Annotated in this window: 18 protein-coding genes; 5 read left to right on the top strand and 13 right to left on the bottom strand. The window is 67.5% G+C overall.

Annotated elements, in window-relative coordinates:
- Window positions 1-24: 24 nt before the first annotated feature.
- On the bottom strand, window positions 25-735 hold the full coding sequence (locus P0Y52_14830; protein WEK57798.1) for a YggS family pyridoxal phosphate-dependent enzyme: 711 nt from the start codon (window positions 733-735) through the stop codon (window positions 25-27).
- Here P0Y52_14830 and P0Y52_14825 point away from each other — a divergent pair.
- Window positions 734-1,375 (top strand): thiamine phosphate synthase, encoded by a 642-nt coding sequence (locus P0Y52_14825; GenBank protein WEK57797.1) that lies wholly within the window; start codon window positions 734-736, stop codon window positions 1,373-1,375. The genes P0Y52_14830 and P0Y52_14825 overlap by 2 nt on opposite strands.
- Before the next feature lie 13 nt (window positions 1,376-1,388).
- Here P0Y52_14825 and P0Y52_14820 read toward each other — a convergent pair whose 3' ends face one another.
- Entirely contained in the window at window positions 1,389-1,784 is a 396-nt protein-coding gene (locus P0Y52_14820; protein ID WEK57796.1) for a hypothetical protein, read from the bottom strand.
- A 333-nt stretch (window positions 1,785-2,117) separates the two neighbouring features.
- Here P0Y52_14820 and P0Y52_14815 point away from each other — a divergent pair, with 333 nt between their 5' ends.
- The 4 genes from P0Y52_14815 to holA all read left to right on the top strand — a co-directional run bounded on the left by P0Y52_14815 (window position 2,118) and on the right by holA (window position 6,791).
- Complete coding sequence (locus tag P0Y52_14815; protein WEK57795.1) at window positions 2,118-2,564, top strand: DUF3576 domain-containing protein; 447 nt, start codon at window positions 2,118-2,120, stop codon at window positions 2,562-2,564.
- A gap of 84 nt (window positions 2,565-2,648) precedes the next feature.
- Window positions 2,649-5,231, top strand: coding sequence for a leucine--tRNA ligase (leuS, locus tag P0Y52_14810; protein ID WEK57794.1), 2,583 nt, complete (start codon window positions 2,649-2,651; stop codon window positions 5,229-5,231).
- Entirely contained in the window at window positions 5,231-5,713 is a 483-nt protein-coding gene (gene lptE, locus P0Y52_14805) for an LPS assembly lipoprotein LptE (protein WEK57793.1), read from the top strand. Before leuS ends, lptE begins: the two co-directional genes overlap by 1 nt.
- Before the next feature lie 25 nt (window positions 5,714-5,738).
- Complete coding sequence (holA, locus tag P0Y52_14800; protein WEK57792.1) at window positions 5,739-6,791, top strand: DNA polymerase III subunit delta; 1,053 nt, start codon at window positions 5,739-5,741, stop codon at window positions 6,789-6,791.
- Window positions 6,792-6,972: 181 nt separating this feature from the next.
- Here the strand turns inward: holA and P0Y52_14795 are convergent, their stop codons facing one another.
- The 11 genes from P0Y52_14795 to hemE all read right to left on the bottom strand — a co-directional run bounded on the left by P0Y52_14795 (window position 6,973) and on the right by hemE (window position 17,579).
- Window positions 6,973-7,161 (bottom strand): hypothetical protein, encoded by a 189-nt coding sequence (locus P0Y52_14795; protein ID WEK57791.1) that lies wholly within the window; start codon window positions 7,159-7,161, stop codon window positions 6,973-6,975.
- Window positions 7,162-7,195: 34 nt separating this feature from the next.
- Window positions 7,196-8,080 (bottom strand): ParB/RepB/Spo0J family partition protein, encoded by an 885-nt coding sequence (locus P0Y52_14790; GenBank protein ID WEK57790.1) that lies wholly within the window; start codon window positions 8,078-8,080, stop codon window positions 7,196-7,198.
- 39 nt (window positions 8,081-8,119) lie between these two features.
- Window positions 8,120-8,941, bottom strand: coding sequence for a ParA family protein (locus P0Y52_14785; protein ID WEK57789.1), 822 nt, complete (start codon window positions 8,939-8,941; stop codon window positions 8,120-8,122).
- Window positions 8,931-9,554, bottom strand: coding sequence for a 16S rRNA (guanine(527)-N(7))-methyltransferase RsmG (gene rsmG, locus P0Y52_14780; GenBank protein WEK57788.1), 624 nt, complete (start codon window positions 9,552-9,554; stop codon window positions 8,931-8,933). Before rsmG ends, P0Y52_14785 begins: the two co-directional genes overlap by 11 nt.
- Window positions 9,551-11,446: a tRNA uridine-5-carboxymethylaminomethyl(34) synthesis enzyme MnmG gene (mnmG, locus tag P0Y52_14775; protein ID WEK57787.1), complete on the bottom strand. Its 1,896-nt coding sequence runs from the start codon at window positions 11,444-11,446 to the stop codon at window positions 9,551-9,553. The genes rsmG and mnmG overlap by 4 nt, the downstream gene beginning before the upstream one ends.
- Before the next feature lie 81 nt (window positions 11,447-11,527).
- On the bottom strand, window positions 11,528-12,874 hold the full coding sequence (mnmE, locus tag P0Y52_14770; protein WEK57786.1) for a tRNA uridine-5-carboxymethylaminomethyl(34) synthesis GTPase MnmE: 1,347 nt from the start codon (window positions 12,872-12,874) through the stop codon (window positions 11,528-11,530).
- Between the two features lie 4 nt (window positions 12,875-12,878).
- Complete coding sequence (locus P0Y52_14765) at window positions 12,879-13,118, bottom strand: DUF6489 family protein (protein WEK57785.1); 240 nt, start codon at window positions 13,116-13,118, stop codon at window positions 12,879-12,881.
- Window positions 13,119-13,200: 82 nt separating this feature from the next.
- Window positions 13,201-14,691 (bottom strand): transcription termination factor Rho, encoded by a 1,491-nt coding sequence (gene rho / locus P0Y52_14760; GenBank protein ID WEK57784.1) that lies wholly within the window; start codon window positions 14,689-14,691, stop codon window positions 13,201-13,203.
- Window positions 14,692-15,000: 309 nt separating this feature from the next.
- Window positions 15,001-15,465, bottom strand: a complete 465-nt coding sequence (locus P0Y52_14755) for a CopD family protein (GenBank protein WEK57783.1) — start codon at window positions 15,463-15,465, stop codon at window positions 15,001-15,003.
- 9 nt (window positions 15,466-15,474) lie between these two features.
- On the bottom strand, window positions 15,475-16,548 hold the full coding sequence (gene hemH / locus P0Y52_14750) for a ferrochelatase (protein WEK57782.1): 1,074 nt from the start codon (window positions 16,546-16,548) through the stop codon (window positions 15,475-15,477).
- The gene (gene hemE, locus P0Y52_14745; GenBank protein WEK57781.1) at window positions 16,545-17,579 is read right to left on the bottom strand and encodes a uroporphyrinogen decarboxylase; all 1,035 of its coding nucleotides are present in this window, start codon (window positions 17,577-17,579) and stop codon (window positions 16,545-16,547) included. Before hemE ends, hemH begins: the two co-directional genes overlap by 4 nt.
- Window positions 17,580-18,067 lie beyond the last annotated feature (488 nt).

Here is an 18,067-nt window from a genome sequence, read left to right as displayed (position 1 = left end):
AGGGTGCTCCGCTATTTCATCGCTTCAAGAGGGCTTTAGGGGCGCATTTCGTTCCCCGAACAGGGCCGAACCGACCCGGACATGGGTCGCGCCGCAGGAAATGGCGATTTCATAGTCGCCGCTCATGCCCATCGACAGCACCGAGAGGCCGTTTCGAGCGGCGATGTCGGCCAGAATTCTGAAATGCGGTTCGGGCGCTTCGTCGGCGGGGGGGATGCACATCAGGCCCTCGACGATAAGGCCGTGGCGGTCGCGCGCGGCGGCGATGAGGGCGTCGGCGTCTTCGGGCAGGACCCCTGCCTTCTGCGGCTCGGCGCCGGTATTGACCTGGACCAGAACGCGCGGGATCCGACCGGTCTTCCGCATCGCTGTCGCCAGAGCCGCCGCCAGCTTCTCGCGGTCCAGGGTCTCGATGACGTCGAACAGTTCGACCGCCTCGACCGCCTTGTTGGTCTGCAGCGGGCCGATCAGGCGCAGTTCCAGATCGGGAAGGGCGGCGCGGCGCTCGGTCCAGTGGGCCTGCGCCTCCTGCACCCGGTTCTCGCCGAAGACGCGCTGGCCAGTGGCCAGAGCCGCCTCCAGCGCGTCACGGCCTTGCGTCTTCGACACGGCGGTCAGGATCACAGAGGCCGGGTCGCGGCCCGCCTCGACGCAGGCCCGGTCGATCCGCGCACGCACGGCGGCGAAGCGATCATGGATGGACGGAACGGCGGAAGCGGGATTAGAGGCGGTCATGACCCTGTCCGAAGACGCGCACACGCTGTGGCAGACAGCGACGGCTCTAGCCCGTGCGGCGGCGGCTGTCAGCCCGCCGAAACGCCCCCTGCCCCCGCTGCTTTTCTTCACCGACCCGACGCGCACGCCCCGCCCCTGGGAAACGGCGGCTCGCCTGCCCGCCGGCGCCGGCGTCGCCTTCCGCCATTTCGGCGCGGCGGACGCGCTGGAAACCGGTCTGCGACTGCGGGCGGCGACCCAGGCGGCGGGCGTGCGCTTGCTGGTCGGGCTGGACGCCGAACTGGCCGAGCGGATCGAGGCGGACGGCGTGCACCTGCCGGAACGGGCCCTGTCAGCGGCCTACGCCCTGTCGGTGCGGCGCCCCGACTGGCTGCTGACCGGGGCGGCGCATTCGCTTGAGACGGTGACGGGCGCGCGCGATCTGGACGCCATGATCCTGTCGCCGGTCTTTCCAGCGGGCGGCCTTTCGGGGGCCAAGGCCGCGCTGGGGATCGAAGGGTTCACGGCGATGGCGGCGAGCGCCCCCTGCCCGGTCTATGCTCTGGGGGGGATCAGCGCCGACAACGCCGCGACCCTGATCGGATCAGGCGCGCGCGGAATCGCAGGCGTGGACGCCGTGCAGACCGCTTTCCGGCCCTAGAGCCCAGACGCGATCAGAACTTGAAGATGGTTTCCAGACGCACGCGCGGGGCGGCGCGGCGGTCGGCAGCGCTTTCAGGGGCGCGGGCCGGATCGACTTCTGGCGTGGCCAGATTGGCGGCGGCGCCAACCCGCAAGCGCGGGCTGAGGCGGTAGTAGGCGCCGGCCTCGACGTCGCCCCAGTCGGTTTCGCGGCCGACCGGCTGGTTCAGGTTGAAGTTCAGACCCCAGCGGCCGCTGTCGTTCCAGCGCAGGCCACGACGTTGCGGCGCAGGCGTCGCATGCGAGGCCTGGGCGGCTTCGGTCAGGGAAACGACGGGCGCGCGACGGGCCTGGGCCGAGGCGTCATGGGCCGTCCCGGCGATCGCCAGGATGCTCACAGTCGCAGCGATGATCGCAACGAAACGCATCTTCCAACCCTTGGACCCGACGATCGCGCCGGACCTTGTTCCTGAACCCGGGGCCGAAGCCCGAGGACACAGCGATTAGACACCGCTGGTCCGCCCGGTCAACGAAACGTAGTCATCCACAGGCCGTTCCCGACGACTCTTGCGGTTGCTGTGGCGCTGAGACCACGCCAATAAGTCGACTTACCGACGATCGAACACGGCTTCGCCTTGTCACGGCCCCTTTTCGCCGTGTTATAGTGCGCGGCTGCGGCGCAGGCGTGCGCGTATCCTTGGAGCGCGTGCGCTCGAGGTTCGCTCCACGGCTCGACCTCGAACCTTTACGGAGATCTCGGAATGGCATTTGTTCGCGGCGCTGCGGTCGCCCTGATCGCGTCGGGACTGCTGCTGGGCGGTTGCTCCAGCCTGCCTTTCGTCGGCGCCAAGGATAAGGCTCCCAAGGCCGACGCCCAGTTGGGCATTGGCGTGAACGCCTACCTGTGGCGCGCCACGCTGGACACCCTGGCCTTCATGCCCCTGGCCAGCGCCGACCCCTGGGGCGGCGTCGTCAACTATGACTGGTACGTCAACCCGCAAGCGCCGAACGAGCGCTTCAAGGCCACCGTCTTCATCCTGGATCGCCGCCTGCGCGCCGACGCCCTGAACGTGTCCGTGACCAAGGAAGTCAAGGACGCCGCCGGCGCCTGGACCGCCGCCCCGGTTGCAGCCCAGACGGAAACCGATCTGGAAAACGCCATCCTGACCCGCGCGCGTCAGCTTAATCTCGCCAACGCGGCTCGCTAAGAGCCGCTTCTACCTCCGCCACCCCAACGCAGACCTCAGGGCCGCCTCAAGCTTCGCGCCTGAGGCGATACCTCAGGATACGCCGTGGCCACTCGTTACGAGTCCAAGACCGCCGAACCCCGCCAGCAAGCCCGCTGGGCGGCTGCTGACGCCTTCTCCGTGTCGAACGAGGACACCGGGCGGCCCAAATACTACGTCCTCGAGATGTTCCCCTATCCGTCGGGCAACATCCACATGGGTCACGCCCGCAACTATGTGATGGGCGACGTGGTCGCGCGTCACAAGCGGGCGCAAGGGTACGACGTCCTGCATCCGATGGGCTGGGACGCCTTCGGCATGCCGGCCGAGAACGCGGCCATGGAGCGCGGCGTCCACCCCGGCGACTGGACCTGGTCCAACATCGCCACCATGCGCGACCAGCTGAAGCTGCTGGGCCTGTCGCTGGACTGGAGCCGCGAGTTCGCCACCTGCGACCCGGCCTACTACGGCAAGCAGCAGGCCTGGTTCCTGGAGCTGTACAAACGCGGTCTGGTCTATCGCAAGGACGGCGTGGTCAACTGGGACCCGGTCGACAATACGGTCCTGGCCAACGAGCAGGTCATCGACGGGCGCGGCTGGCGCTCGGGCGCCCTGGTCGAAAAGCGCAAGCTGAACCAGTGGTTCCTGCGCATTACTCAGTATGCGGACGATCTGATCGACGGCCTGTCCGAACTGGAAGGCCGCTGGCCCGACAAGGTCCGCCTGATGCAGGAAAACTGGATCGGCCGCTCCAGGGGTCTGCAGATGAAGTGGGCCTTTGCGCCCGACGCCGCGCCGACCGGGCATGAGGCCGTCGAGGTCTACACGACCCGACCCGACACCCTGTTCGGCGCCAGCTTCGTCGGCCTGGCCCCCGATCACCCCATCTCGAAGCAATTGGCCGAGGCCGACCCGCGCGTCGCCGCCTTCGTCGCCGAATGCCGCAAGGGCGGGGCCTCTCAGGCCGAGATCGAACAGGCCGAAAAGATCGGCTGGGACACGGGTCTGAAGGTGGTCCACCCCTTCACCGGGGCCGAGGTTCCGGTCTGGATCGCCAACTTCATCCTGTCGGAATACGGCACGGGCGCCATCTTCGCCTGCCCGGCCCACGACCAGCGCGACCTCGACTTCGCCCGCAAATACAACCTGCCGGTGATCCCGGTCGTCCGTCCCGAAGGCGCCGGCGACGACTTCGCCGTGGCCAATGAGGCCTACACCGGCCCCGGCTCGATCTTCCATTCCGACTTCCTGAACGGCCTGGACATCGACGCCGCCAAGGCCGAGGCCATCGCCCGCATCGAGGCGGCGGCGGCTGGCGAGGCGAAGACCATCTATCGCCTGCGCGACTGGGGCGTCAGCCGCCAGCGCTACTGGGGTTGCCCCATCCCCATCATCCACTGCGAGGCCTGCGGCCCGGTGGCGGTCCCGGCGGATCAACTGCCGGTCGAGCTGCCCAAGGACGTGACCTTCGACGTGCCTGGCAACCCGCTGGACCGTCACCCGACCTGGAAGCACGTCGCCTGCCCCACCTGCGGCGGCGCGGCCCGTCGCGAGACCGACACGCTCGACACCTTCGTCGATTCCAGCTGGTATTTCGCCCGCTTCGCCGACCCCAAGGCCGATGCGCCGATCAACAAGGCCGCCGCGTCCAAGTGGCTGCCGGTCGATCAATATATCGGCGGCGTCGAACACGCGGTCCTGCACCTGCTCTACGCCCGCTTCATCACCCGCGCCCTGTCGGACGCCGGCCTGATGGACGTGAAGGAGCCCTTCGCCGGCCTGTTCACCCAGGGCATGGTGGTCCACGAGACCTATTACGAAGGCCATGAAGCCAGCGGCAAGCCGCGCTGGGTCGAGCCTTCGGATGTCCGCATCGAGACGGTGGACGGCCAGCGCGTCGCCACCCGTCTGTCCAATGGCGCCGCCCTGACGATCGGCGACATCGAGAAGATGTCCAAGTCCAAGAAGAACGTCGTCGCCCCCCAGGACATCATCGAGGCCTACGGCGTCGACGCTGGCCGCCTGTTCGTTCTGTCGGACAGCCCGCCCGAACGCGACGTGCAGTGGTCGGCGGGCGGCGTCGAGGGCGCCAGCCGCTTCGTCCAGCGCGTCTGGACCGAGTTCGACAGCCTGGATCCGTCAGCGCCCGCCAACGCCGACGTGGACGCCAGCCTGATCCGCGAGACGCACAAGACCATCAAGGCCGTCAGCGAGGGCGTCGAAGGCTTCCGCTTCAACTCGGCCATCGCCAAGCTCTACGCCTTCCTGGCCACCCTGCGTCAGCACGACAAGGCCGGCTTTGAGGCGAGGAGAACCGCCCTGTCGACCATGGCCCGCCTGATCGCCCCCTTCACCCCCCACCTGGCCGAAGAAGCCTGGGCGCGGTTGGGTGAGGCCGGCATGGTTCTGGACGCGCCCTGGCCCGTGTTTGACGCGGCCCTGGCCGCTGACGACGAAGTCACCCTGCCCGTCCAGATCGGCGGCAAGCGTCGGGGCGAGGTCGTCCTGCCGCGCGGGTCGGACAATGCGACAGTCGAGGCCGCCGCTCTCGCCAACCCGACGGTTCAGGCCTACCTTGCCGCCAACAACCTCAGCGTCCGCAAGGTGATCGTGGTGCCCGACCGTATCGTCAATCTGGTGGCCGGCTGATGCGTCGCGCCCTCGCCCTGATCGCCGTGGCGGGCGCGGCCCTGCTGTCCGGCTGCGGCTTCACGCCCCTCTATGGTGACACAGGCGTGGGCGCAGGCCTGTCGCGCATCGCCGTGACCACGCCCGACAACCGCCTCGGCTACCGACTGCGCGAGCAGCTGGAGGACGCCTTCGGCCGCGATGGTTCGGCCCAGCCCCTCTATCGGCTGGCGACGGAAGTGACGCAGGAACGTCGGCCCCTGGGTCGTCGCATCGACGACACGGCCAGCCGCTATGAGCTGACGGTCAAGGCCGACTGGACCCTGACCCCGGCCAGCGGCGGCGTCCCGATCAAGGGCTCGCAGACCACGACCACCACCTATGCCGCCGCCGACCAGCCCTATGCCGCCATCACCGCCCAGCAGGACGGCGAGGACCGGGCCGCCGCCGATCTGGCGCGCCTGATCCGGCTGGACATGATGCGCGCCCTGGCGGGCCAGTGAGGCCTGTTCTGAAGGGGATGGGCGCGTGATCCTGGCCAAACGGCCCGAGGTCGACCGCTTCCTGAAGTCGCCCGACGCCCACATCCGCGCCGCCGTCATCCACGGCAAGGACCGCTCAGGCGTCACCGAGCGGGCCCTGACCCTCTACAAGGCCATCACGCCCGACCTAAACGATCCGTTCAACGTCACCTTCCTGACCGAGGCCGATATCGACGGCGATGCGGTCAAGCTGGAGGAGGCGCTGACGGCCCTGAGCATGATCGGCGGGCGCCGTCTGGTGCGCATCCGCCTGTCGGACGGCAAGGCCAGCGTCGACAAGGCCATCGCCGCCGCCCTGACCGTGCACGCCGACGGCGGCTACAATCCCGACGCCATGCTGGTCATCGAGGCCGGGGCGCTCGGCCGCGAATCCGCCCTGCGGAAGGCCGCCGAGAAGTCGCCCGGCGCCGTCGGTATCGCCTGCTACGAGGACGAGGTCGGCGACGTGGCCCGCATGACGCGCGAGGCCCTGGGGGCCGACAAGGTGGGCCTGACTTCGGACGCCCTGGACCGCTTCGTCGCCCGCCTGCCTCGCGAGCGCGGTCTGATGCGTCAGGAAATCGAACGTCTGGTCCTCTACATCGGGCCTGGCTCCGGCCGCACCATCGACGTGCCGGAACTGGAAGAACATCTGGGCGTAGAGCCCGACGCCTCCCTGTCCGACGCCGCCCTGCAAGCCTTCGGCGGACGCCCCGGCCCGGCCCAATCCGGCCTGCGCCGCGCCCTGGCCGAGGGCGAAAGCGCCGTCATGGCCGTGCGCATGGCCGCCATACACCTCGGCAAACTGCGCCGGATCAACGTCCTGCAAGCCTCCGGCGCGGGCGCCAAGGAGGCGGCCAAGTCCGCCGGCGTCTTCTGGAAGCAGGAGGCCGAGATGCTGCGTCAGGCCCGCGCCTGGCGTCTGGAGACGCTCGACGAGGTGCAGGACAACGTCAACACCGCCGACATCGCCACCAAGACCACGGGCATGCCCGAAGCCCTGATCGCCGAACGCCTGCTGCTGGAAATCTCCGCCCGCGCCAAGCGCATGGGACTTTGAGCGAGGGCCTACCGCGCTTTCGCGCTACTTGAGGTCGTCGCCCCTTTCCTCCCCACTTGTGGGGAGGGGGACCGCGTAACGGTGGAGGGGGCGGCACAGAGGGCTGACGTTTGAGTCGCCCCCTCCGTCACGTCGCTTCGCGCCGCGCCACCTCCCCATGAAATGGGGAGGAAAGAACTATTTAGCCCCGTTTCGACGCCTTGCGGAAAGCCGGCTTGTTCGCCGCCGCCGCCTGACGCTGCATGGCCTTTTCAGGGGCCTTGCCCACGGTCTTGGCGCCGGGCTGCCCGCCCCGGGCCCCGGCCTTCTTGGCGGCGAGGGCGCGTTTCAGGGCGTCGGTCGCGCTGGTCTTGTCGGTTTGATCAGTCATGGCCGCACCCTAGCACGTCCTGACCGGAAAGACCTTAGCCGCGCATCAGGCGGCGACACAGGTCGTCGAGTTGTTCCAGGGTGGCGTATTTGATGGTCAGTTCGCCCTTGCCGCCCTTGTCGGTCAGCAGGACCTTGAGGCCGAGCGCATCGGCCAGATCCTGCTCCAGAGCGGCGACGTCGGCGGCGCCCTCCCCGCTCAAGGCCGGCTTGGCCTTGGAGGCCTTGGGACCATCCGCGGCGCGACGAGCCAGGGCCTCGGTCTGACGCACGTTCAGGCCCTTGGAGAGGACCTGTTCAGCCAGGGCCTCAGGGTTGGGGGCCGTGATCAGGGCGCGGGCATGACCGGCCGAGAGCCGGTTTTCCATGACATGGGTCAGGACGCTGTCGGGCAGTTGCAGCAGGCGCAGGGTATTGGCGACATGGCTGCGGCTCTTGCCGACCACGCCAGCCAGGGCGTCCTGGGTGCGGCCGAAACGCGAGATCAGCGAGCCATAGGCCATGGCCTCTTCGACCGGGTTCAGATCGGCGCGCTGGACGTTTTCGATGATGGCGACCTCCATCACCTCCACGTCGTCCATGGGGCGTTCGATGATAGGCACGAATTTCAGCCTGGCGGCCTGGGCGGCGCGCCAGCGGCGCTCGCCGGCGATGATCTGCCACATGCCGTCCTCACCGGGCTGGGCCCGCACCAGGATGGGCTGCAGCACGCCCTTGTCGCGGATCGAGGCGGTCAGTTCTTCCAGATGCTCGGCGGCGAACTGTTTGCGTGGCTGATCGGGGTTGGGCTTCAGGCTCTCGATCGGCACGGCGCGCACGCCCGTCGGCTGAGCCCCGCCGTCCACCGGCGCGCTCTCGGCGACGTTCTCTCCCAGAAGGGCCGACAGGCCGCGACCCAGACCACGTTGACGTTCGGACAAGATGCTGATTCCGTTCTACTTAATCGAAAGAGCCGCCAATCAGGCGGCGAGCGCCTGACGACGCTGGCGTTCGCGGGCCACAAGCTCGCGCGCCAGCTTCAGATAAGCCTGGCTGCCGGTGCATTTCAGATCATAGATCAGCACCGGCTTGCCGAAGGACGGCGCCTCCGACACCCGCACGTTGCGGGGAATGACGCTGTCATAGACCTTGTCGCCAAAGTGGGCGCGCACGTCAGCCGCCACCTGGCCCGACAGGGCGTTGCGGCGGTCGTACATGGTCAGGACCAGGCCCTGGATCTCCAGCGCCGGATTGAGGCTCTGCTTGACCATGTCGATGGTCCGCATCAGCTGGGTCAGGCCCTCCAGCGCAAAGAACTCGCACTGAAGCGGCACCAGAACGGCATCGGCGGCGGCCATGGCGTTCAGCGTCAGCAGGTTCAGCGACGGCGGGCAATCGATCAGGACATAGTCATACCGCGTATGGCCGTTGCCGCCCTGCGCCGCGAGGGCGTCGCGCAGACGATAGGAGCGACGGTCCGCCTGGCTCAGTTCGATCTCAACGCCCGACATGTCGGCGTCGGCCGGCACGATAAAGAGGCCCGGGACAGCGGTTTCAACCGCCGACTGGTCGATCGGGCGGCCATCGACGATGACGTCATAGATCGTCGCTCGGCGTGTTTCACGTGGAACACCCAGACCCGTCGAGGCATTGCCCTGCGGGTCCATGTCGACGATCAGCACCTTTTCGCCGATGGCGGCCAGGGCGGTGCCGAGGTTGATGGCGGTCGTGGTCTTGCCCACCCCGCCCTTCTGGTTGGAGACAGCCAGGACTCGGGTCTGTTTCTCGCGATCAGCGGACACGGCGAAGACTCCGGATGTGGACGATGCGGCCGCGCGGGTCGCTGCGCGAGACGGAGAGGTCACTCTTAAACTGCCAGACCTTGGCCGCCTCTTTCAACTCAGCTTCGGCCTTCTCGCCCTTCAGGAACAGGCCTTGTGCACCGTGCTGGAAGTAAGGTTGTGCATAAGCCAGAAGTTTCTCCATCGGAGCCACGGCGCGAGCGGTGACGATGTCGACCTCGACGTCCTGCTCCTCGGCCCGGCCGTTGACGACCGTAGCTGGCAGATCCAACGCCTCGACCACCTGTTCCAGGAAGCGGCAACGTTTGCCCAGGCTGTCGATCAGCCAGACATGGGCGTCGGGGCGATCCTTCAGCAGGATGGCGAGAACCACGCCGGGAAATCCGGCCCCGGCACCCAGATCGGCCCAGGTCAGAGCCTCGGGCGCCTGGGTCAGAAGCTGGGCGCTATCCCAGGCGTGACGGTTCCAGAAGTCGGGAATGGAGTCCGGGCCGACAAGGTTCATCACCTCATTGGCCTCGGTCAGCATGGCGAGGAAGGCGGTCAGATCATTGATCTGGGCTTCACTGGCGCCGGTGTGGGCGCGGAAGGCGGCGACGGGATCCAGGCTCACGCGACGATGGTCTCGACTTCTGCGGCGAGCGGCGTCGCCTTCTTCACATGGGCCAACAGGGCCGTCAGGGCGCCCGGCGTCATGCCTTCAATCCGGCCCGCCTGCCCCAGGGTGCGGGGCTGGACCAGGATCAGCTTCTCGCGGACCTCGTTCGACAGCCCGCCGATGGCGGCATAGTCGAGACCGTCGGGCAGGGACAGGCCCTCCTCCCGACGCAAGGCCTCGGCCTCCGACGCCTGGCGGTCCAGATAGCCGGCGTAGACGGCGTCGATCTCGACCTGTTCGCGCACGGCGGGCGACCAATCGGCGACTTCAGGCCGGACGCCAGCGAAATGGTCCAGCGTCACACCGGGAAAGGACAGGAGGTCGCGGATCGACCGGCGCTGGCCGTCAGCATTGACGGTGATGCCCAGCGCTCCAGCCTCCTTGGGCGTGAACTGGGTTTCACGTGAAACACGGTTCGCCCGGTCCAACTGCGCGGCCTTCGTCAGCCATACTTTCGCGCGCGCCGACCCGACTACGCCGGCGGCGACGCCCAGCGCCGTCAGACGCAGGTCGGCGTTGTCGGCGCGCAGGGTCAGGCGGTACTCCGCCCGGCTGGTGAACATGCGATAGGGCTCGGTGACGCCGCGCGTCACCAGGTCGTCGATCATGACGCCGATATAGGCCTGGTCACGACCGAGGATAATCGGGTCCGAACCGGCGGCGGCGCGGGCGGCGTTGAGGCCGGCGATCAGGCCTTGGGCGCCCGCCTCTTCATAGCCCGTCGTGCCGTTGATCTGACCGGCCAGATAGAGACCGGGCCGTTTCTTGACCTCCAGCGCCGGGGTCAGTTCGCGCGGATCGACATAATCGTATTCGATAGCGTAGCCGAAGCGGAAGACCTCGACCTGTTCCAGGCCCGGCATGGTTCGCAGGAAGGCCATCTGAGTGGCGTCCGACACCGAGGTCGATATGCCATTGGGATAGACGGTCGGGTCGTCCAGACCCTCGGGCTCAAGGAAGACCTGGTGGCTGGTCTTGTCAGCGAAGCGGACCACCTTGTCCTCGATCGAGGGGCAATAGCGCGGTCCGCGCCCCGACAGCTTGCCGCCATAGACGGCGCTCTCGCCCAGGTTCTCGGCGATGATGCGGTGGGTTTCCTCGGTCGTATGGGTGATGCCGCAGGCGATCTGCGGCACCTCGATCTTGTCCGTCCGGAAGCTGAACGGCACGGGCTCGTCGTCGGCCGCCTGCATCTCCAGCTGGTCCCAAGCGATGGTTCGGCCATCCAGACGCGCGGGCGTGCCGGTCTTCAGCCGCCCCATCATCAGGCCTGCGCCATAGAGGTCGGCGGCCAGACCGACAGACGGCGCCTCGCCAAAGCGACCGGCCGCGATCCGTTCCTCGCCGCGATGGATGACGCCGTTGAGGAAGGTGCCGGTCGTCAGGACCACGGCCCCGGCGCGCAAGGTAATACCCTCGCCCGTCGTGACGCCGACGACGCGGTCGCCGTTCAGGATCAGGGCCTCGGCCGTGCCGGCCATCAGGGTCAGGTTCGGCGTCTGGGCCAGTTCGGCCTGCATGGCCTCGCGGTAAAGACGACGGTCGATCTGGCTGCGCGGGCCGCGCACGGCGGCGCCTTTGGAGCGGTTCAAAAGGCGGAACTGGATGCCGGACACATCGGCCAGACGCCCCATGACGCCGTCCAGGGCGTCGATCTCCCGCACCAGATGGCCCTTGCCCAGGCCCCCAATGGCCGGGTTGCAGCTCATCTCGCCGACGGTTTCCAGCTTCTGGGTCAGCAACAGGGTGCGGGCGCCAGCACGCGCCGAAGCGGCCGCGGCCTCGCAGCCGGCGTGACCGCCGCCGATGACGATGACGTCGAAGGTGTTTGAGGGGGAGAAAGTCATGGCCGAGGACATAGTCTATCCCGCCCGACATCGCCACAGCCGCGACGCCGTCGTTTCACGTGAAACACCGAAGTTCTGTGGCTATTTGCCGATGCAGAAGGTGGAGAAGACCTCGCCGAGGATGTCCTCGACACCAATGGCGCCGGTGACGCGGGCCAGGGCGTCCGCCGCCCGACGCAGGTCATCGCCCGCCATTTCCGGCGCCAGATCCAGGGCGCGACGACCCGCCTCGACCGCGGCCAGGGCCTCGACCAGACGACGGCGATGGCGCTCGCGCGTCACCGCCGGGAAGTCGGCGCCCGACAGGTCGCGGGCCAGACGGGCGGCGATCCAGTCGTGCAGTTCGGACAGCCCCTGCCCAGTGGCGGTGCTGACGGTAAGGGCCTCAAGCCCCGCGGCAGGTGTTGCGGCGCCGAGGTCGGCCTTGTTCAGGATCTGAAGGTCGTCGGCCTGGGCGAAGGCGGCGGCGGGATCATCGCCCTGCCCTCCATCTTGCCCCCCAGCTTGCCCCATGTCCGGCGCACGAACCCAGAGCCGCAGGTCGGCGCCTCCGGCCCTCTGGCGCGCGCGGCGGATACCCTCGGCCTCGACCAGGTCCTCGCTGTCGCGCAGCCCCGCGGTGTCGGACAGGGTGACGGCGTAGCCGCCGATCATCAGTTCAGCGTCCAGCACGTCGCGGGTGGTGCCGGCGATGGGGGTGACGATGGCCGCCTCGCGCGCCGTCAGGGCGTTGAACAGCGACGACTTGCCGGCGTTGGTCTCACCGATCAGGACGATGCGATAGCCTTCGCGCACCCGCCGACCCCGGTCGGAATCGGCCAGAGCGGCGCGCAGATCAGCAGCCAGCTGGTCCAGAACCGGACCGGCAGTGCGGGCCAGATTGTCGGGCACTTCCTCGTCGGGAAAGTCGATCTCGGCCTCGACCAGCGACAGGGCCTTGAGCAGGTCACGGCGGAAACCGGCGTAGGCCGCGCTGAGGGCGCCGTCCAGCTGCCCCAGGGCCTGAGATTTCTGGGCGCTCGTCTCGGCGTCGATCAGGTCGGCGACGGCCTCGGCCTGGGCCAAGTCCATGCGGCCGTTCTGAAAGGCCCGACGGGTGAACTCGCCCGGTTCGGCGGGGCGAACATCCAGCGCGATCAGCGCGCGGCTGGCGGCCTCGATCACGGCCCGCCCGCCGTGCAGATGCAGTTCGGCCGAGTCTTCGCCGGTGTAGGAATTGGGTCCCGGGAAGCGCAGGACCAGGGCCTGATCGACCATCTCGCCCTCGTGACGCAGGGTGCGAAGCGACGCCAGTCGCGGGGTCAGCCCCCCTGCCCCGAGCCCAGCCAGGGCGGCGTCCACGCCCGGTCCGGACAGACGCAGGATGGCGATGGCCCCTCGCCCCGGCGGGGTGGCCAGGGCGAAGATGGTGTCGGCGTTGGAACTCAAGTCTTCAGCCCTTGGGCGCGCCCGTGACGGCGGCTTCCATCAGACGGCGGAACTGGTCCTGAGCCTGAACCCCGAACGAGGTCCAAGTCTTCATCAGTTCGTCAGGCTGCAGCGACGCCATGTTGGCGTCCATCCGCTTCTGCATCTCGCCGACCAGATGGTCGTTGAGGACGGTCACGTCGGGCAGGCCGAGGAAGGCGCGAGCCTCGGCCGGGGTGCAGTCGATCTCGATGTTCAGCTTCATGACGCCCTCTCGTGTTTCACGTGAAACATGACGGCGCCCCTCAAGCAGCCTCGCGCCGCGCGCGAGGCGCTAGGGGCCCCAATCAAGTATTCATGGACTGGAAGAAATCGCCGTTGTTCTTGGACTGACGCATCTTGTCGAGCAGGAACTCGATCGCGTCCTGCGGCCCCATCGGGTTGAGGATACGGCGCAGGACATAGGTCTTGGCCAGCTGATCCTTCGGCGTAATGAGGTCTTCCTTGCGGGTGCCGGACTTGAGCACGTCGATGGCCGGGAAGATGCGCTTGTCGGCGACCTTGCGGTCCAGGACGATTTCCGAGTTACCCGTGCCCTTGAACTCTTCGAAGATGACCTCGTCCATGCGCGAACCGGTGTCGATCAGGGCCGTGGCGATGATGGTCAGCGACCCGCCCTGCTCGACGTTACGCGCGGCGCCGAAGAAACGTTTGGGACGTTGCAGGGCGTTGGCGTCGACGCCGCCGGTCAGGACCTTGCCCGACGACGGGACGGTGGCGTTGTAGGCGCGGCCCAGGCGGGTGATGGAGTCCAGCAGGATGACGACATCCTTCTTGTGCTCGACCAGACGCTTGGCCTTTTCGATGACCATTTCGGCGACGGCGACGTGGCGGGTGGCCGGTTCGTCGAAGGTCGAGGCGACGACCTCGCCCTTCACCGTGCGCTGCATGTCGGTGACTTCTTCCGGGCGTTCGTCGATCAGCAGGACGATCAGGAAGACTTCCGGGTGGTTACGCTCGATCGACTTGGCGATGTTCTGCAGCATGACCGTCTTACCCACGCGCGGCGGGGCGACGATCAGGCAGCGCTGGCCCTTGCCCAGCGGAGCGACGATGTCGATGACCCGGCCCGAGCGGTCCTTCAAAGTCGGGTCCTGGATTTCCATGTGCAGACGCTCTTCGGGATAGAGCGGCGTCAGGTTGTCGAACAGGACCTTGGTCTTGACCATCTCCGGATCTTCGAAGTTGATCGTGTCGACCTTGAGCAGGGCGAAGTAGCGCTCGCCCTCACGCGGGCCGCGCACGGCGCCGTGCACCGTGTCGCCCGAGCGCAGGCCGAAACGGCGAATCTGCGACGGCGAGACATAGACGTCGTCCGGGCCCGGCAGATAGTTGGCGTCGGGGCTGCGCAGGAAGCCGAAGCCGTCCGGCAGGATCTCCAGCACGCCCGAGGCGATGATCTCCACCTCTTCGTCGGCCAGGGTCTTCAGGATGGCGAACAGAAGGTCCTGCTTCCGCAGGTTGCCGGCGTTCTCGATCTCGAGGCTTTCGGCGAAGGCGACCAGGTCTTCCGGCGTCTTCTCGTTCAGTTCCTGAAGCGTGATGCGGCCATTCGGCACCATCGGCTCGCCGTCGTCGTCCTCGTCGTCCGCCGTGGTGTCGACGCCGGTATGATCGTTGACGATCTCGGAGGTGTCCTCCGCTTCGACTTCCGGTTCCGGCGCAGCCTCGACCGGCGCGGCGCGCGCGCCGCCCAGCGTCAGCGTCTTGCGCGGACGTTCTGCAACAGTTTCAACGACTTCGGTAGGCTGATCGTTGTTCTCAGGCGTGTCGGTCATGGCGTGCTCGCTCACGCGCTCGGACGCGAGGGCGTCGAGGGCGGTTCGTCTGTCGATGTCGCGGCCTTGCGGCCAGAGGGAGGGCGACGGGCTCCCGCAGGATCAATCCGGCAGGCGTCGCAAGAAGAGAGGGACCGCCCTGCGGCCTACGCCGAACGGTTCATCGCCAGCGGAACCACGAATGACCCGGCGCCGTCAAGCAAGGCCATTCTTTTTGGCCGCGGTCAAAAGGCTCCACGCTTCGAGCCGACGTGGCCTGGCGCTTCGTGCGCTCAAGCCGCGCGCGACCGCGTCGCGCGCGATAGCGCCCTAAAACCTCCACTCCAGCGTCACCGACAGCACCATGATGATGGCCAGCAAGAAGGGGATTTCATTCGTCATACGCCAGAAGCGGCCGGAGTGTTTCGATGTTCCGGCGGCGATCTTCTTGCGTTCGCGGGCCAGGAAGCCATGCCAGCCAGCCAGCAAAAAGACGCCGGTCAGCTTGGTCACCATCCAGGGCTGCTGGAACACATCCCATCCACGCCCCGTGCCGTCGATCCAGATCAGCCAACCGCCGAAGACGAAGGCCAGGATCATCGCCGGATTGATGATGATGCGCAGCAGCCTTGTCTGCCAGGTCCTCAGCAGGGCCTGCATCTCGGCTCGGAGGGGCTCTGGCTTGCCGTTCTGCTCGGCGTCATAGGCATAGAGGCGCGGCAGGAAGAGCATTCCCGCCATCCAGGCGATGACCGCCAGAATATGCAGGCCGCGAGCGAGATCATAGGCGTTCATGGCGTGATCCTAGGCGGCTTTGGCGCGTTTTGAACAGCCGCTGGCGCAGGCTTTCAGCCCGGAGCAGAAGGCGCCCTTGGCCACACCCTGAGGCGCGACGCCGGGGGTCTTCAGCGCCGCCTCGACCGCCTGGGTCAGGGTGGTGATGAAAGCGGGCTCCACGCCCACGGCCGGCGCGCGCAGATAGGGTGCGCAACCGACCTGTTCGGCCAGTTCGGCGTATTCGTGATCCAGCTCGACCAGGGTCTCGATATGCTCGGACACGAAGGCGATCGGCACGACCACAGCCCCCACCCCGTCCCGGCCCGCCTGCTCAACGGCCTCGGGCGTCGACGGCCCCAGCCATTTCAGCGGCCCGACCCGGCTCTGATAGCAGATGGCCCAGTCGCTCAGCCCCATACGGGCGACGACGGCGGCCACCGTGGCCTCGACCTGAGCCTGATAGGGATCGCCGGCGGCGACCAGTTTTTCAGGGATGCCGTGAGCGGAGAACAGCACCCGGACCGGCCGGCCCTCGGCCTTGTCCATGGTCGCGCGGATCAGCCGGGCCTGGGCCTCGATCAAGCCCTCGGCGTCGGGATAGCAGCAGACGGCGTGGACCTCGCCCGGGCCCTTGTAGGCCTCGCGCCAGGCCTTGAGCGACGAAGCGGTCGTGGTGGTCGAGAACTGCGGATAGAGCGGCAGCAGCACCACGTGATCCGGCTGGAACTCCGCCACCGCCCGCGCCGTATCCTCCGTGAAGGGATGCCAGTAGCGCATGGCGATGAAGACCTCGGTCTCGTCGCCCGGCGCCGCATCGGCCAAAGCTTCCGATAGAGCCGCCGCCTGTTTCAGCGTCTCGGGCAACAGGGGCGAGCCCCCGCCCATCCGGGCGTAGTTGGCCTGAGCCGACTTTTCGCGCCGCGAGGAGATCAGCCGGGCCAGGGGCGTGCGGACAATCCCCGGCAAGCCGATGATGGCCGGGTCGTTGAACAGGTTGAACAGGAAGGGTTTGACCGCGTCCGGTCCGTCCGGCCCGCCGAGATTGGTCAGCACCACCGCCACGCGTCGGCCCGGACGATTGTTCTCGGCGGTCTGGGTCATTGGGCGCCGATCCGACGCAGGACCTGTTCGACGTGCGCGATCGGCACGTCCGGCAGGATGCCGTGACCCAGGTTGAAGATCCACGGCCCCTGACCCCAGGCCTCCATCAGTTGATCGACGCGACGATCCAGCATGGGACCGCCGGCACGCAGCAACAGGGGGTCGAGCGCGCCTTGAATGGGCTTGATGGCCTGAACCCGCTTGCCGACTTCCAGAGGACAGGCGGTGTCCAGCGCCACGGCCTGGACGTCGCACTCGCTCGCGTAACGCTCTGCAAGCGCCGCAGAGCCTCTTGGGAAGCCGATGAGCGGCACGGTGACCCCCAGGGCCCGGGCGCGCGCCACAAGCGCCTGGTGAGGCTTCAGGACCAGGATTTCGAACAGATCGTCGGGCAGGCCCTCGGCCCAGCTCTCGAAGATCTTCAGCACCTGGGCGCCGGCGTCCTGCTGCATCTTCAGATAATGGGCGGTAGCCTCGACCAGAACCTCCAGCAGGGCTGCGACCTTTTCCGGTTCGGCATAGGCGTAGGTCCGGGCCGCAGCGCGCTCGCCCTTCATGATCGTCCGGGCTTCGCCGTCCAGCATATAGGTGGCCACGGTCCAGGGCGCGCCGGCGAACCCGATCAGGGCCTTGGACGGATCGAGTTCAGCCCGCACCAGGCTAAGGGTATGGCCCACCGACTTCAGGGCCTCTCCCGCCCCGGAAGCCAGCTCCCGCATCGACTCCACCGACGGCAGGGCGCCGAGGCGCGGACCTTCGCCGGCTTCGAACCAGACCTTCTGTCCCAGAGCGCCCGGGATCAGCAGGATGTCGGCGAAGACAATGGCCGCATCAAAGCCGAACCGGCGCATCGGCTGAAGCGTGGCTTCCGCCGCCATCTCGGGGTTGTGGCAGAAGGCGATGAAGTCCGGCGCCTTGGCCCGCAGCTCGCGGTACTCGGGCAGGTAGCGCCCGGCCTGACGCATGAACCACACGGGCGGACGGGTCGTAGTCTGGCCCTGGAGAGCCTGGATCAGAAGAGGAGTGCTCATGGTCTGGGCTTTAGGATGCACACCCCCAAGCCTCAATCCCTATTCAAGAATAAGAATTTGAAAGAATTGGAGGTTGGAAGCAGGGCGCTGGACAGCGGGGATAGAATTCGGAACTCCCGTCCATCGACAGGTTTTTCCCGGATTTCGGAAGAACGATTCCTGAGGGGGCCGTCATGGTGTGTTGATTACGGGGATAACCGGCTCTGAGTCCGCTATGACGGGAGTCCGATCTGGGCGCCGTTGTGGGAAAGGCGCCGGGCGCCAATTCTGGACAAGGCGCCTTATCCCCTGGTGAGGATAATAATTCGGCGCCTGTATGAACGACTCCAGGCGCCGTTCGGCAATCGGCGCCCGTGATCCCCGCTCGCGACCCGCGTCTGAGCTTGCTAGAGGATTCGGCGCCCAATCGGCGCCCCGTCGGCGCCCAGGCGATGTCGAACGGCGCCCCGGCTTTTGCACAGGCTGGGGGGAAAGAGTCCGCCGCTATC

It is taken from the genome of Candidatus Brevundimonas phytovorans, assembly GCA_029203145.1.
GTDB classification, from domain to species: Bacteria; Pseudomonadota; Alphaproteobacteria; order Caulobacterales; family Caulobacteraceae; genus Brevundimonas; species Brevundimonas phytovorans.
This window is presented reverse-complemented; position numbering and strand designations above follow the sequence as displayed.